Genomic DNA, 14,160 nt, shown 5'->3' with positions numbered 1-14,160 from the left:
ATGACAGACGTGATTCGGTCGCTTACCGAATGGTTGCTTTCGCTCTAAGGTTCTTCACCATTCTGTCGACGAGTTCGGCTTGTGCCTGCTGGTACAGCATCGGCTTCATTTCTTCGAAAGACGGAACCTGCAACGGGCGCGTGTCATCCACTTCGATGACATGAAAGCCGTATCCGGTCTTAACCGGAGCCTGGGTATATTCGCCCTTGTGCAAATGCGAGACTGCGTCGGCGAACGGTTTGACCACCTTGCTGGACGTGATCCAGCCCAGATCTCCGCCGTTGTATCTTGAACCGGAATCGATTGATTCCTTCGCGAGGTCGCTGAACGACGCCCCCTTGTTGAGCTTCGCAATGATGTCTTTTGCCTCACCTTCATCTTTGACGAGGATATGGCGGACCTTGTATTCAGTGCTGCCGCCTTTCGACTTCATGTCGTTGTACATCGCCTTCAATTGATCGTCACTCACAGGGTTCTTCTTCAGAAAGTCCTGCATGTACGCTCTGACGATCTCGATCTCCCACGTCGCCTGCGCCTGAACGAGAATCTTTTGCCGGGCCGCCTCGGCACGTGCCGCGACTTCCGGGTTCCGGTCGAAGCCAACTTTCTGCGCCTGCTGGAAGACGACTTCGCGCCGAATCAGTTCGTCCCGGACATGGTCGGTCAATTGTGGGGAATCGGAAAAACCTTGGGCATGCGCCTGTCCGATATACAAATCAGCGTCTGTCTGAGAAACCGGTTTGCCGTTGACCGTGACGAAAGGTTTCTCTGTCGCCCCCGTCGCCAGGGAGAGCGTTGCACCGAGCACAAGTGCGAACGTCCATCGTGATAGTACTGTCATTGAGCGGACCACTTACGTTGGTTCGAGCACTTTAGCGAGCGACCGCCAAAGGCACAGGTGTCGCGCCAGGTCTGATCAGGAATCACACCTGATCAGACTCTGGCGAACTAAACGACTTTATTGGGTAATGGTTCCCGCAAGAGTCAGGCTGCGTGACGAGTTGCCGATATACACCGAGTAAGAACCAGTCGGGGTCGTCCACTGCTGCGAATCTTTGTTCCAGGTACTGAGCGGATGATTCGGCGCGGCGGGATCGATGGTGATCGACACCGTCTGCGTTCCGCCTGCATTCAGACTAACCTTCTGGAATCCCACCAGACGCTTAGGCGGTTCTCCCGCCGAGGTCGGCAGCGCGATGTACACCTGCGGAACTTCGGCGCCCGCGACAGAACCCGTGTTTTTCACGACCGCGCTAACCGTATAAGTGCCGTTTGCTCCAGTACTGACGGTCGGGTTGGTAATCGTGAAGGTCGTGTACGAAAGACCAAAACCGAACGGGAACGCCGGCGTTTTACCCATCGCGTCATACCAGCGATAGCCTACATTGAGCGCTTCCGAGTAGGTAACCGACGGGCTTCCGTTGATCGACACGCCTGGGTATTGGTACGCCGTAATCGAATCCATAAACCCCTGGCCGACCTGAGGGAACGTCACAGGAAGCTTGCCGGACGGATTCGCGACACCCCACAGCAGATCCGCGACGATGTGCCCATCTTCCTCGCCAGGGAACCAGGTCTCGAGAATCGCGCTCGCGGCGGATGTCCCGCCGGTGAGGATCGAGGGATCCAGCGCTTCGGCGGCACTGTCCTTCAGAACGAGCACGGTGTTGCTATTGGCCGCGACGATGGTCTGCAGCAACGCGAGCGTGTTGCTGTTTTTCGCGGTACTCGAGGTCGTAATCGAGTTCGACTTCGGCGCATACCAGTCGAGCGTATTGAGGAATTTGCCGGTGTCGAGCGTCAGGCCCGTCGAGTCCGTAAAGGTCGCCTGGTCGGCCCCTTCCTCCGACATGGAACCGGCCATGAAGATCACGGCGTCAGCACCGGTCGCCGCGGTCTTGACGTCGGAAATGGTCGCAGCCGCGCCGTCAATCGTGGCGGTCGAATTGTTATCGTCCACGAGAGCCAGATGGACCTGAACGCCGGTATTACCGAGGTTGGCAAGCGTGTCCTTGATGCCCTGCACCGGCGTGACGGTGTACAAGGCGACAACGTCGGAGCTACCACCGCCTGAACCCATCGAGTTGCCGACCGAGCTGCCTCCAGCAACAGCTTGCTGGGCGTAGACCTGGGTTGTCTTGCCGACTACGAGGACGTTTCCAACCGTCTTTTTCAGCGGCAAGGTCCCGTTGTTCTGCAGCAGCACGGCCGACTGCTCGCCAATCTGCTTCGCGACCGTACCGTCAGCCGTCGCGTTAATAGCGGTCTGCGCAATGGGCCGATCGAAGATACCCGCGCGGAACATCTGCGTATATCGGCGCAGCAGCGCATTGTCGATATCCGAGGTCTGAATCTGCCCCGCGGCCAAAGCCGCATTCAGGTTCGCCGGCGACCAGTTCTGCGGAAGCGGCATCTCGTTGTCCATGCCTGCAAGCAGTGTCGGCGCGGTGCTATGAGCAGCGAAGAAGTCCGACTGCACGTAGCCTTTGAAGCCCCATTGTCCGCGCAGAACATCGGAGAGGATGTGTTTTTGCTCGCACATCGAAAAGCCGTTCACCGAGTTGTACGAACACATGACGGCACCGACGTTGCCTGATTTCACCGCCATCTCGAACGGCAGCATATAGAGCTCGTGCAACGTTTGATCGTCCACGCTCTCCTGAATCGTCATGCGATTCGTTTCCTGTTCATTCGCCACCAGGTGCTTGGCCATGGCGATCATGCCGCGGGCTTGCACGGCCTGGATTTCGGCCACACCCATCGTCCCGGTGAGGTACGGATCCTCGCCCATGTACTCGAAGTTGCGCCCACCCACGGGCAGTCTTGCCAGGTTCATACCCGGCGCTTCGAACACGTGCAGCGCCAGATTTCCTCCCTCGACACCGACCACGTTGCCAAACTGGGTTGCTACGGTAGGATCGAACGAGGCCGCCATTGCAATTGCTGACGGCAGGGCGGTCGCCTTGGCCGAACTGGAATTCGTATAGGCGGCGTAGCCTGTCACGGAAGTAGAAACGCAGTCGTTCTGGCCGATACCCACGGGCCCATTGGTAATCCGCAGCGTCGGAATAGCGTATTTCGACAGCCCGAGAATGTGCCGGGCACCGTAGCACTGCGGCAACTCAGGCAGGATGCCGGGATTTGAACCGGTTAATTGCTCTTCCTTATCGGCAAGCGTCATTGCGGGGACAAGCAGTGCCGCGCGTGCTTCGGGAGACAGTGACGTATTCATCCATGGCATCGCGGATGCCTGCGTCGTGGCTGGGGTTGAACCCGTTGCCGCTGAGTTGGGACTATCGCTTCCACCGCACGCTGCCAGAATGAACACGATACTCGCGGCAGCGGCCGTTCTCCTCTGAATGAATTTCACAGACATTGTCGTTCCTCAATTGTTATATGCACACATGCGCGACGCGCACCGGTCGTTCTAATGTGAAGGACTGCCATTCAATCTATTGCCAGCATTCCGTATGCTGTTTCCCCTGCCTTAAACCCAAGAGACATGTAGGCCTGACTGGAAACTTTGCGCCCCCCCGATGGTCACCCGAAGTCGAGATCGACGTTGAGCCATCGGCATGGAGACGTCTGCTTGCCAGTGAAGACATCGTAAGTTTTATTTCGTCATCAGACGACTGGTGTTTACACTACACCAATAAAAACAATTACTTATACGAATGCGCCGACGTCTGATGAGTGTTTATCAATTGACAAATCCGACTTTGAGCCCGGTCGTGGCGGGCGCTCAAGAGGTATTGAATATGCGCAAGCGGCGGGAGAGCATTGCGTCGCGGCATGACTCGCTTATTCGCGCATCGATAGCGCGATTCATTCATGCTTTTTTTGTAATGGTTAATCCGGTTCGGCGTTATTTGGAGAATGGCCCGAATTGCCAATGCAAAACAAAAAAGCCTGGCGGACCGCATTTTTGTGCAGCCCGCCAGGCTTTCGATTCAAGTCAAATCGCGATTAACGCACGAGACACGGACGTTTATTATCGAACTTCCAGTTCGGAATCAGATACTGCATCGCCACGCCGTCATCGCGCGCGCCGAGGCCGTGCTGCTGATACAGCGCGTGCGCTTTCTCGAGCGCGTCCATATCGAGTTCGACGCCGAGCCCCGGCTTCTGCGGAACCTTGACCTTGCCGCCGACGATCTGCAGCGGATCTTGCGTCAGGAACTGACCGTCCTGCCAGATCCAGTGCGTGTCGATCGCGGTGATCTTGCCCGGCGCCGCGGCCGCGACGTGCGTGAACATCGCGAGCGAAATGTCGAAGTGGTTGTTCGAATGCGAACCCCACGTGAGACCCCAGTCGTTACACATCTGCGCGACGCGCACCGACCCCTGCATGGTCCAGAAATGCGGATCGGCGAGCGGAATGTCGACCGATTGCAGCTGGATTGCGTGACCCATCTGACGCCAGTCGGTCGCGATCATGTTGGTCGCCGTCGGCAGGCCGGTCGCGCGGCGGAACTCGGCCATCACTTCGCGGCCCGAGTAGCCGTTCTCCGCGCCGCACGGATCTTCCGCGTACGCGAGCACGTCGTGCTTGTCACGGCACAGGCGCACCGCTTCCGCGAGCGACCACGCGCCGTTCGGGTCGAGCGTCACGCGCGCTTCGGGGAAGCGCTCGGCGAGAGCCGTGACCGCTTCGATCTCGGCGTCGCCTTGCAGCACGCCGCCCTTCAACTTGAAGTCGTTGAAGCCGTAGCGCGCCTTCGCGGCTTCGGCGAGACGCACGACCGTTTCGGGAGTCATCGCCTCTTCGGTGCGCACGCGCTCCCAGTCATCACGCGCGCCGGCGTTGTTCGCGTACGGCAGATCGGTCTTGTTACGATCGCCGATATAGAACAGGTAGCCGAGCATTTCCACTTCGTCGCGCTGCTGGCCTTCGCCGAGCAGGGCAGCGACCGGCACGCCGAGATGCTGGCCGAGCAGGTCGAGCAGCGCGGCTTCGAGCGCGGTCACCGCGTGAATCGTCGTGCGCAGATCGAAGGTTTGCAGGCCGCGGCCGCCCGCGTCGCGATCGGCGAACTGCGTGCGCACCTTGTTCAGGATCGCCTGCAGATTGCCGATCGACTGACCAACCACGAACGGCCGCGCGTCGTCGATCGTCTTGCGGATGTTCTCGCCGCCCGGCACTTCGCCGACGCCGGTATGGCCCGCGCTGTCGCGCAGGATCACGACGTTACGCGTGAAGAACGGACCATGCGCGCCGCTCAGATTCATCAGCATGCTGTCGCGGCCAGCGACGGGCACGACGCGCAGTTCGGTGACGATCGGCGTGGCGTTCGATTCGGTAGGTTTCGTGGACATGGGAAAAGCACCTGTGTGTGAAAATTGACGGCCACATGCGAGCCGTCAGTGTAGTCAATGCGCGTTGCCCTGCAACGAGTCGGGCAAAGGATCGCGATTGCCGGGCTTCTTGCGCGTCAGGAAGCCCGCCGCCGCCGCGAGCAGCGATGCCACGCCGAGACCGTACAGCCCGCCCGTGATCGAGCCCGTGTGCTGCTGCAGATAGCCGAAGGTGGCCGGCGCGAAGAAGCCGCCGAGGTTGCCGAGCGAGTTGATCAGCGCGAGCACGCCGGCGGCGACGCGCGCATCGAGGTAGCCCTGCGGAATCGGCCAGAACAGCGACGACGCGGCCTTGAAGCCGATCGCCGAGAAGCAGATCGCGACGAACGAGAACACCGGGTTGCCCGACGTCGACGCGAACAGGCCAATCGCCGCAATGACGAGCGCGACCGCCATCCAGCCCTGCTGATGACGCCATTTCGCCGACACGACCGCGAAGCCGTACATCGCGACCATCGCGATCAACCACGGAATCGCGTTGAACATGCCGACCTCGAAGTCGGTCAGGCCGCCCATCTTGCGGATGATGGTCGGCAGCCAGAAGGTGGCCGCGTAGATCGTCAGCTGGATCGCGAAGTACAGGAAGCAGAACAGCGCGATCTGCGGGTCCTTCAGCAGCTTCATCGTCGGCAGATGCGCGCCGCCCTGCGCTTCGCGCTCGGCCTGCTCGGCCGCGATCGATTGTTCGAGCACCCGCTGTTCTTCGCCGGTGAGCCAGTGCGCGTCGCGGATGTGCGACTTCAGCAACAGCCAGCTCACGGCGCACAGCACGATCGAGAACCCGCCTTCGATCAGGAACATCCACTGCCAGCCTTGCAGACCGAGACCGCGAATCGACAGCAGCGAGCCGGTGATCGGACCGGATAGCACCGACGCGAGCGCCGAGCCGGACAGAAAGATCGCCATCGCCTTGCCGCGTTCTTTTTGCGGCAGCCACTGCGTGAAGTAAAAGACGACGCCGGGAAAGAAGCCCGCCTCGGCGACACCGAGCAGAAAACGCAGCACGTAGAACGACGTGTCGTTCCATACGAACGCCATCGCGCCCGCCACCAGCCCCCACGTGCCCATGATGCGCGTGAGCCACGCGCGCGCGCCGAACTTCTGCATCAGCACGTTCGACGGCACTTCGAACAGCGCGTAGCCGACGAAGAACAGACCGCTGCCGAGCCCGTAAGCGGCCGCCCCGATGCCGAGATCGGTCTTCATGTGCGCATTGACGAAGCCGATGTTCACGCGGTCGATATAGTTCGCGATGAACATGATCAGGAAAAGCGGCAGCACGTTGCGCTTCACCTTCGAGACCGCCGATTCCAGCGGATCGAGCGCGGTGCTCAGAACTGATGTCAAGATGTGTCTCCCCTGTTGGGTGCAAAAACCCGGCTGTGGGTATGTTATGTTGTCTGACGACAGTCTACCGCGTTATTTTTGTTAAATCCAGTTAGGTGTTTACCCTGTCAATCCGAACCAAGTACCTTGAAATAAAGGCCGATTCGGCGCTTTCCCGCCTTCTTGCACGACCGAGACTCCATTCGAATTAAGACGTCTGATGTCTTTAATTCCGACGTGGCGAGTTGCGGCTGGCACACTTGCCCGACCCCGCGGTTCACTTCCGGCCCGACGCGCGGCCACACGCAAAAATAGCCCGCGCCGATGCCGCCGAACGCGGCAGAATCGAGTAAAGTCCTGTGCGATACTTTGCAGGACCAGTCAACCAGCCACAAAAATGAGCAGCCTAACTGAAAAGGTGGTGGCCACCCTTTCCGATGAAATTCGCCGCGGCGCGCTGAGGCCAGGCGACCGCATCCCCACCGAAGTCGCGATGATGAAGCAGTTGTCCGTGAGCCGATCCGTGGTTCGCGAGGCGATTTCGCGTCTGCAGGCGGCCAACATCGTCGAGACGCGCCACGGCATCGGCACGTTCGTGCTCGCACCCGCCGGCGAGAAGCCGATGCAACTGCCCGCCGCCGACCTCACGAGCATGCTCGACGTGATGGCGATCATCGAGTTCCGGATCGACGTCGAAGCGGCCGCGGCCGCTCTCGCGGCGTCGCGGCGCACCGAGCAGAACCTCAAGCAGATTCGCATCGCGCTCGATCGCTTCGAGTCGGAACTGGAGCGCGGCAGCACCGACACGCTCGCGCACGACATCGAGTTCCATCTGCAGATCGCACGCGCGAGCGGCAACCGCTATTTCTTCGACGTGCTGAGCCAGCTCGGCCGCTCGGTCAGCCCGCGCACGCGGCTCGGTTCGGCCGAGATCGCGGAGCTCGACCAGATCGAGGTTTTGCGCAGCGTGCTCGGCGAGCACATGCTGATCTATCGCGCGATCGAGCGTCAGGACGCCGACGACGCGCGCGCCGCGATGCGCATGCATCTGAGCAACAGCCGCGAGCGACTGCGCCGCGCGCATGAGCTGACGAAGGCCGGGGTGTGACGGCATGCGGGGCTGATCGGCAGCCATCCAACGCGAAACGCCGCCAGCAGCACCCGCTCATTCCCCCACGTCGAGATCCATCAACGCCGAGCTCAGCGATTTGCCATGCGCATCGAGCGCGAGCGAACGCGTGACACCGCCGCCGAGCGCATCGCCGAGCACGAAGTTGAACGCGGCTAGGCCCGGCAACTCATGGCGCACCACCTGGCCGCGCACCACGTCGCACAGATGCGCCTTGACGCGCTCGGGCGTCAGCACATCGCGCAGCCGCTCGTAATGCCGCGCGTCGTAGCAGATCACCGAGATATTGAGCGTATTGCCCTTGTCGCCGGTGCGCGAATGGGCCAGTTCACGTAGTTTCATCTCAAGCCTCCACGAGCGAGAAAGCGGGTGTCGCGTGCGCGCGCGGCAGCAGCACCGATTGCACCGCGACCACCTCGCGCGTCGACTTCGTCACGCCGCCACCGCCCGCCGGTCCGTTCGTATACAGCGTCTCGACCTCGTTGCCGATGCGTAGCGCTTGCGCGAGCGATGCCGTGCGCCCCGCCACGCGCGCGCGCACTTCGTACGGCTCGCCATGGCCGGCCGCCACCGTGTCGCCATACAGCGCGTTCACACCGATCAGATCGAAGCGCAACTCGCGCGTCTGTACGCCGGTCAGCGCGAGCCGTTCCCGCACGATGTCGAGCGCGAGCCGCGCTCGTGCGAGCGCGCCCGGACCACCGTACGAAATCTGTCCCTCGCCGATATAGCCGTCGAAATACGCCACCGACACCTTCAGCGTCGCGGTGCGCTCCGTGCCGCTACCGCCGCTCACGCGCACGCGGTCCGGCGCTTCCTGCGCGATGCGCACCTGCGAGAAATCGGCGACCACGTCGGGCTGCAGATAACAACGCGGATCGTGGATCTCGTAGAGCAACTGCTCCTTGCAGGTCGCCTCGGTCACGAGCCCGCCACTTTGCGCGAGCTTCGTGATCACCACCGAACCGTCCCGCTCGACTTCAGCGATCGGAAACCCGAGGCGCGCGAGATTCGGCACGTCCTTGAAGCCGGGGTCCGCGAAATAGCCGCCCGTGATCTGCCCCGCGCATTCGAGCAAATGGCCGATTACGGTAGCCTGGCCGAGCATCGGCCAATCGTCCATGCGCCAGCCAAATTCGTGGATCAGCGGCGCGACGAACAGCGACGGATCGGCGACGCGCCCGGTCAGCACGATCTGCGCGCCGGCCGCGAGCGCCTCGACGATGCCGCTCGCGCCGAGGTACGCATTCGCAGAAATGAGCCGGTCCTTGCACGCGGCCACCGCCTCGCCCGATTCGACGAAGCGGAAGTCGCCCGCGCGCACGACGTCGAGCACGTCGTCGCCGGTGACGGCGGCAATCTTCAGGCAGCCGAGACCCAGCTCACGCGCGATCTGCGCGGTTCTGCGCGCCGCCGCGAGCGGATTGGCCGCGCCCATGTTCGACACGATGCGCACGCCGTTGCGCGCCGCCGCGGGCAGCACCGCGCGCATGCGCGCTTCGAGCAGCGGGTCGTAGCCGAGCTCCGGGTTCTTGCTGCGCGCCTGCTGCGCGATCGCGATGGTGCGTTCGGCGAGACATTCGAACACGAGATAGTCGAGCTGGCCGTGCTCGGCGAGTTCGAGCGCCGGTTCGATGCGGTCGCCCGAATAGCCCGCGCCCGCTCCGATGCGCACGACGCGTCGAGGTTCAGTGGCTGTCATGCTGTTTCCGTTCGTTCGGTGAAGCTCAGAGTGGAAAGATCCCGAGCACGACGCACGCGATCGTCATCACGACCGACGCGCCGAACAGCAGGGGAAACGTGAATCTTTGATGATCGGCCAGTTCGATGCCGCACAGGCCGACCACGAGAAACGTCGCGGGCGTGAGCGGGCTGACCGGGAAACCGGTCGTCATCTGTCCAAGCAACGCGGCCTGGCCGACGTGCACCGCGGGCACGCCGAGCTGGCCCGCCACTTCCGCGATCACGGGTAGTACACCGAAGTAAAACGAGTCGGGATCGAACAGCATGCTGAGCGGCATCGACAGCAGGCCGAGCACGATCGGAATATGGCTCGCCATCGCCGGCGGCACGAAGCCGACCGCCGCCTGCGCCATCGCCTTCAGCATGCCGCTGCCCTGCATCACGCCGGTGAACACACCGGCCGCGAGCAGGATGCCGGCCATCATCAGCGCGGCGCGCGCATGCGCGTCGATCCGTTTGCGCTGCATGTCGACGTTCGGATAGTTGACCATCAACGCGATGCACAGGCCCACCATGAACATGATTGCCGGCGGAATCTTCTCGCCCATCACGACCATCGTGCCTAGCACGATCAGCGTCAACACGATGTTGAACCAGAAGTTTCGCGGGCGGCGCAGTGCCTGTTCTTCCGGCGTCAGCTCGCGTCGGGGCATCGGTACGGCGCCGCTCGCGGCGGTGAGGCCGAGGCGCTTCTCCTCGCGCCGCCCGAGCCAGTACGCCATCGAGAACACGAACACGAGGCCGATCGCCTGCACCGGAATCAGCGGATTGAACAACGCCGAGATCGGTAGATGCAGCGACGCCGACGCGCGAATCATCGGCCCCGTCCACGGCAGGAAGTTGATGCCGGCCGCCATCGAGACCGCCGCGGCGAGCACGCGCCGGTCCATCTTCAGGCGATCGTAGAGCGGCAGCATCGCGGGAATCGTGACGAGGAAGCAGACGGCCCCGGAGCCGTCGAGGTGGATCAGCAGCGCGAGCAGCGTGGTGCCCATCACGATGCGCGTGGGCCGCGTGCCGACCGCGCGCAGGATGCGCTCGATGATCGGGTCCAGTGTGCCGGCGTCGGTGATCGTGCCGAAGTACAGGATCGCGAATACGAACATGCAGACGACGGGCGCGAGGCTCTTGAGACCATCGACGACGAACTTGCTCGTCTGCAATCCGAAGCCGCCGAGCAGCGCTGCCGCGAGCGGCACGATGATCAGCGCGACGAGCGGCGACATGCGTTTCGACAGGATCGCGCCAAGCAGCACGACGATGGTGGCCAGCCCCAGCAATGGCAGCATGAGCTTGTCTCCAGGTTGTTTTTTAGTGTGATCGAGCGTAAGTTCGGGACAGTAATAAAACAATTGAAATGAATTGATTGCAGCAATCACAAATCATCATGGATCTGAATCTGCGGGACATCCGCGCGTTTATCGCGGTCGCGCAAACGGGTAGCTTCACGCGCGCGGCCGCGCGGCTGCATCTGTCGCAGCCGGCATTGACGGTGCAGATTCGCCGGCTCGAGGAAACCGTCGGCTTGCGCCTGTTCGATCGCAACAGCCGCAACGTCGCACTGACGCCGACCGGCCGCGAGCTGCTGCCCGTGCTGCAGAAATCGCTGCACGACATGGAGCGCGTGCTGCTCGACGCGCGTGCGCTCGGCGAAGGTGCGAGCGGCACGGTGCGCATCGCGTGTCTGCCGACCTTCGCGGCGAGCCTGCTGCCCGAACTCGTGCAGGCGCTGAGAAAGGCCGTGCCGCGCGTCGGCTTCGAGGTGCGCGACGGCGTCGCGAGCATGGTCAACACGCTGGTGCGCAACGAGGAAGCCGATCTCGGGCTGACGGGCGGCGAGCTTAACGACAGCGGGCTCGAGGTGCTGCATGCGGGCATCGACCGGCTCGTCGCGGTGTTGCCCAGGCAGCACGCGCTCGCGCGGCGGCGCCGGCACGTCACGCTCGCCGATCTCGCGAACGAGCCGCTCGTTCTGACCGCGCAGGGCACGAGCGTGCGCGCGGTCGTCGACAGCGCGTTCGCCGACGCGCAATGCGTGCCGCGCATCGCCTGCGAGCCGACCTACATGATGAGCGCGGTCGCGATGGCGCGCGCCGGGCTCGGCATCACGATCCTGCCGGCGTCGGCGCGCGAGGTGCGCGCGGAGCCCGAGCTGGTTGCGCGGCCGATCGACGAACCCGCGTTCACGCGGCGCATCGCGCTGATCAGAAAGCGCGGCAGGACTCTGCCGCCGGTCACCGAGACCTTCGTCGCAATGCTGATCGAGCGGCTCGGCGCGGATGCTGCCTTCGCACGGACACCGTCGGCGTGATACAACAGCGCTTGCGACATCCCCTTGCGATACCGTGAAGCTCGCTGCGGGAGTTGGCTCGATGCGTTAAGCATCGACCATCGCGGCGGGCCTCCCCCACCGAGGAGCGAACAGCATGAGCGCATCGAAATCCGAAGCTCAACCCGGCGCCGGTCCGACTGGCTCCGCCCCGGCTAAAGGGGGCGTGCCGATCGGCCTGATCGCGAGCGTCGTCGCCATGATCGTCGTTCTGCTGTTGCCGCTGCCCGCGACGCTGCCGCCCGCCGGCCACCGGATGCTAGCGATTCTCGCCTTCGCGGTGGTCGTCTGGTTGACCGAGGCCGTGTCGTACGAGGCGAGCGCCATCATCATCACTTCGCTGATCGCGTTCCTGATCGGCACCGCGCCGACCATCAAGGACCCGAGCGTCGTCTATGGCACGTCGGCCGGGATCGGCATGGCGCTCGCCGGGTTTTCGAACTCGGCGCTCGCGCTGGTCACCGGCGCGCTGTTCATTTCCGCGGCAATGACGATCACCGGTCTCGACAAGCGCATCGCGCTCGTCACGCTGTCGCTGATCGGCACGACCACGCGACGCATTCTGATCGGCTCGATCGCGGTGACGATCGTCCTGTCGCTGGTCGTGCCGAGCGCGACCGCGCGCAGCGCCTGCGTGGTGCCGATCATGATCGGCGTGATCTCGGCGTTCGGCGTCGACAAGCGTTCGAACATCGCGGCCGGCATCATGATCGTCGTCGCGCAGGCGACCAGCATCTGGAACGTCGGCATTCTGACGGCCGCCGCGCAGAATCTGCTGACGGTCGGCTTCATGGACAAGATGCTCGGCGCGCGTGTCACGTGGCTCGAATGGCTGATCGCGGGCACGCCGTGGGCGATCGTGATGTCGGTCCTGCTGCTCGCGATCGTGCTGAAAATGCTGCCGCCGGAAAGCGATCAGATCGCGGGCGGCAAAGAGGCCGTGGCGCGGTCGCTGCGCGAACTCGGACCGATGACCGGGCCGCAGAAGCGTCTGCTCGGCGTCGCGATCGGCCTGCTGTTCTTCTGGGCGACCGAAGGCAAGCTGCATCCGTTCGATACCACGTCGGTCACCTATATCGGCCTCGTGATCCTGATGCTGCCGCGCATCGGCGTGATGGACTGGAAGACCGTGCAGAACCGCATTCCGTGGGGCACGGTGATCGTATTCGGTGTCGGCATCAGCCTCGGCACCACGCTTCTGACGACCACGGCCGGGCAATGGCTCGGCGATCTCGTCGCGCATCACACCGGGCTCGATCGCGCGGGCACGTTCACCGCGTTCGCGATCCTGGCGGCGTTTCTGATCGTGATCCACCTTGGCTTTGCGAGCGCGACTGCGCTGACGTCGGCAATGCTGCCGATCCTGATCGCGGTGCTGCAATCGATGCAAGGCGACTTCAGCCGGCTCGGCATGACGATGCTGCTCGGCTACGTGGTCAGCTTCGGCTTCGTGCTGCCGATCAACGCGCCGCAAAACATGGTGTGCCTCGCCACCGATACCTTCACAGCCCGTCAGTTCGCGCGCGTCGGCATCGTGCTGACGATCGTCGGGTATCTGCTGCTGCTTCTGTTCGCGGCGACATGGTGGCGCTGGCTCGGCTGGTTGTGATGCTTCAGCGGGAAGCCGTTGGAATCGGAGCACGCGCCTCGACGCGGCATAGGGCCGCATAGCGTCGATCTGCACATCGCGCGCGGCCCCTAATTTTCACGATACGAAACGATCCCGCGCTTCGTAAAAAATCATGGTGCGTGGCACAAACCGGCCATTTCACGATGCCCGGCGACGTTGCACATCGCAAAATGAAACGCGCAACTCATTGTTTTTACGCAAATATTTTAAATATAAAGAACGGTTTGACGCCCGCTTGCCAGCCGATTCGCTGACGTAGACTCTTTTACAAGAGCACGCGCTTCACGCAGTCGGATTCGAGGGGTCTTACGACACGGACCACCCAAATCCCACAGATTGCGAAGAAGCCGTCACGAACCGCGGTTTTTTATTGGCAACTGGGAGACTAAAAATGAAAGGCTTTCGCTTTGGTTCGACACAGGGAGCGTTCTACATTCTGCCGGGTCAGGACGGCTGGGAAGCCACCTACGGCAACGAAACGCTCGGCGAATTCTCAAGCCCGCAACAGGCCGCTGACGACCTCGCGCGCGGCCTGAGCTGCGAGCATCTGGCCGAGCTCGATACGTCCACGCTCGAAATTCCGGAGAAACTCGCCGATTGGGAAATCGTCCACGTTTGAGGACGACTATGACCGACGGCGGCGTAGCA

11 protein-coding genes are annotated in these 14,160 nt (G+C 62.6%); 4 read left to right on the top strand and 7 right to left on the bottom strand.

The annotated features are described in order from the left end of the window. Positions 1-22: 22 nt before the first annotated feature. The 4 genes from L0U81_RS17730 to L0U81_RS17715 all read right to left on the bottom strand — a co-directional run bounded on the left by L0U81_RS17730 (position 23) and on the right by L0U81_RS17715 (position 6,702). The gene (locus L0U81_RS17730; RefSeq protein WP_233804848.1) at positions 23-841 is read right to left on the bottom strand and encodes a peptidylprolyl isomerase; all 819 of its coding nucleotides are present in this window, start codon (positions 839-841) and stop codon (positions 23-25) included. A 117-nt stretch (positions 842-958) separates the two neighbouring features. Next, positions 959-3,232, bottom strand: coding sequence for a beta-glucosidase family protein (locus L0U81_RS17725; RefSeq protein WP_233804847.1), 2,274 nt, complete (start codon positions 3,230-3,232; stop codon positions 959-961). A gap of 734 nt (positions 3,233-3,966) precedes the next feature. Then, entirely contained in the window at positions 3,967-5,316 is a 1,350-nt protein-coding gene (gudD, locus tag L0U81_RS17720) for a glucarate dehydratase (protein ID WP_233804846.1), read from the bottom strand. Positions 5,317-5,370: 54 nt separating this feature from the next. Next, positions 5,371-6,702 carry an MFS transporter gene (locus L0U81_RS17715; protein WP_233804845.1) on the bottom strand — a complete coding sequence of 444 codons (1,332 nt, stop codon included), beginning with the start codon at positions 6,700-6,702 and terminating at the stop codon, positions 5,371-5,373. 376 nt (positions 6,703-7,078) lie between these two features. On the opposite strand from L0U81_RS17715, the gene L0U81_RS17710 reads away from it, so the two are divergent. Further along, positions 7,079-7,789 carry a FadR/GntR family transcriptional regulator gene (locus L0U81_RS17710; protein WP_233804844.1) on the top strand — a complete coding sequence of 237 codons (711 nt, stop codon included), beginning with the start codon at positions 7,079-7,081 and terminating at the stop codon, positions 7,787-7,789. A gap of 57 nt (positions 7,790-7,846) precedes the next feature. Here L0U81_RS17710 and L0U81_RS17705 read toward each other — a convergent pair whose 3' ends face one another. The 3 genes from L0U81_RS17705 to L0U81_RS17695 are packed head-to-tail and all read right to left on the bottom strand — an operon-like array spanning position 7,847 to position 10,842. Further along, on the bottom strand, positions 7,847-8,152 hold the full coding sequence (locus L0U81_RS17705; protein WP_233804843.1) for an AtuA-related protein: 306 nt from the start codon (positions 8,150-8,152) through the stop codon (positions 7,847-7,849). 1 nt (position 8,153) lies between these two features. After that, positions 8,154-9,512: an acyclic terpene utilization AtuA family protein gene (locus L0U81_RS17700; RefSeq protein WP_233804842.1), complete on the bottom strand. Its 1,359-nt coding sequence runs from the start codon at positions 9,510-9,512 to the stop codon at positions 8,154-8,156. A gap of 25 nt (positions 9,513-9,537) precedes the next feature. Then, positions 9,538-10,842, bottom strand: coding sequence for a CitMHS family transporter (locus L0U81_RS17695; RefSeq protein ID WP_233804841.1), 1,305 nt, complete (start codon positions 10,840-10,842; stop codon positions 9,538-9,540). Positions 10,843-10,940: 98 nt separating this feature from the next. On the opposite strand from L0U81_RS17695, the gene L0U81_RS17690 reads away from it, so the two are divergent. The 3 genes from L0U81_RS17690 to L0U81_RS17680 all read left to right on the top strand — a co-directional run bounded on the left by L0U81_RS17690 (position 10,941) and on the right by L0U81_RS17680 (position 14,131). After that, a complete protein-coding gene (locus tag L0U81_RS17690; RefSeq protein ID WP_233804840.1) occupies positions 10,941-11,864 on the top strand; it encodes a LysR family transcriptional regulator in 924 nt (307 codons plus the stop codon). A gap of 115 nt (positions 11,865-11,979) precedes the next feature. Continuing rightward, positions 11,980-13,491: a DASS family sodium-coupled anion symporter gene (locus L0U81_RS17685; RefSeq protein ID WP_267957060.1), complete on the top strand. Its 1,512-nt coding sequence runs from the start codon at positions 11,980-11,982 to the stop codon at positions 13,489-13,491. 412 nt (positions 13,492-13,903) lie between these two features. After that, positions 13,904-14,131, top strand: coding sequence for a hypothetical protein (locus tag L0U81_RS17680; RefSeq protein WP_008920027.1), 228 nt, complete (start codon positions 13,904-13,906; stop codon positions 14,129-14,131). Positions 14,132-14,160 lie beyond the last annotated feature (29 nt).

This window comes from Paraburkholderia sp. HP33-1, from assembly GCF_021390595.1.
Taxonomy (GTDB): Bacteria; Pseudomonadota; Gammaproteobacteria; order Burkholderiales; family Burkholderiaceae; genus Paraburkholderia.
The sequence above is the reverse complement of the archived record's forward strand: the minus strand, read 5'-3'. Positions and strand labels throughout refer to the sequence as shown.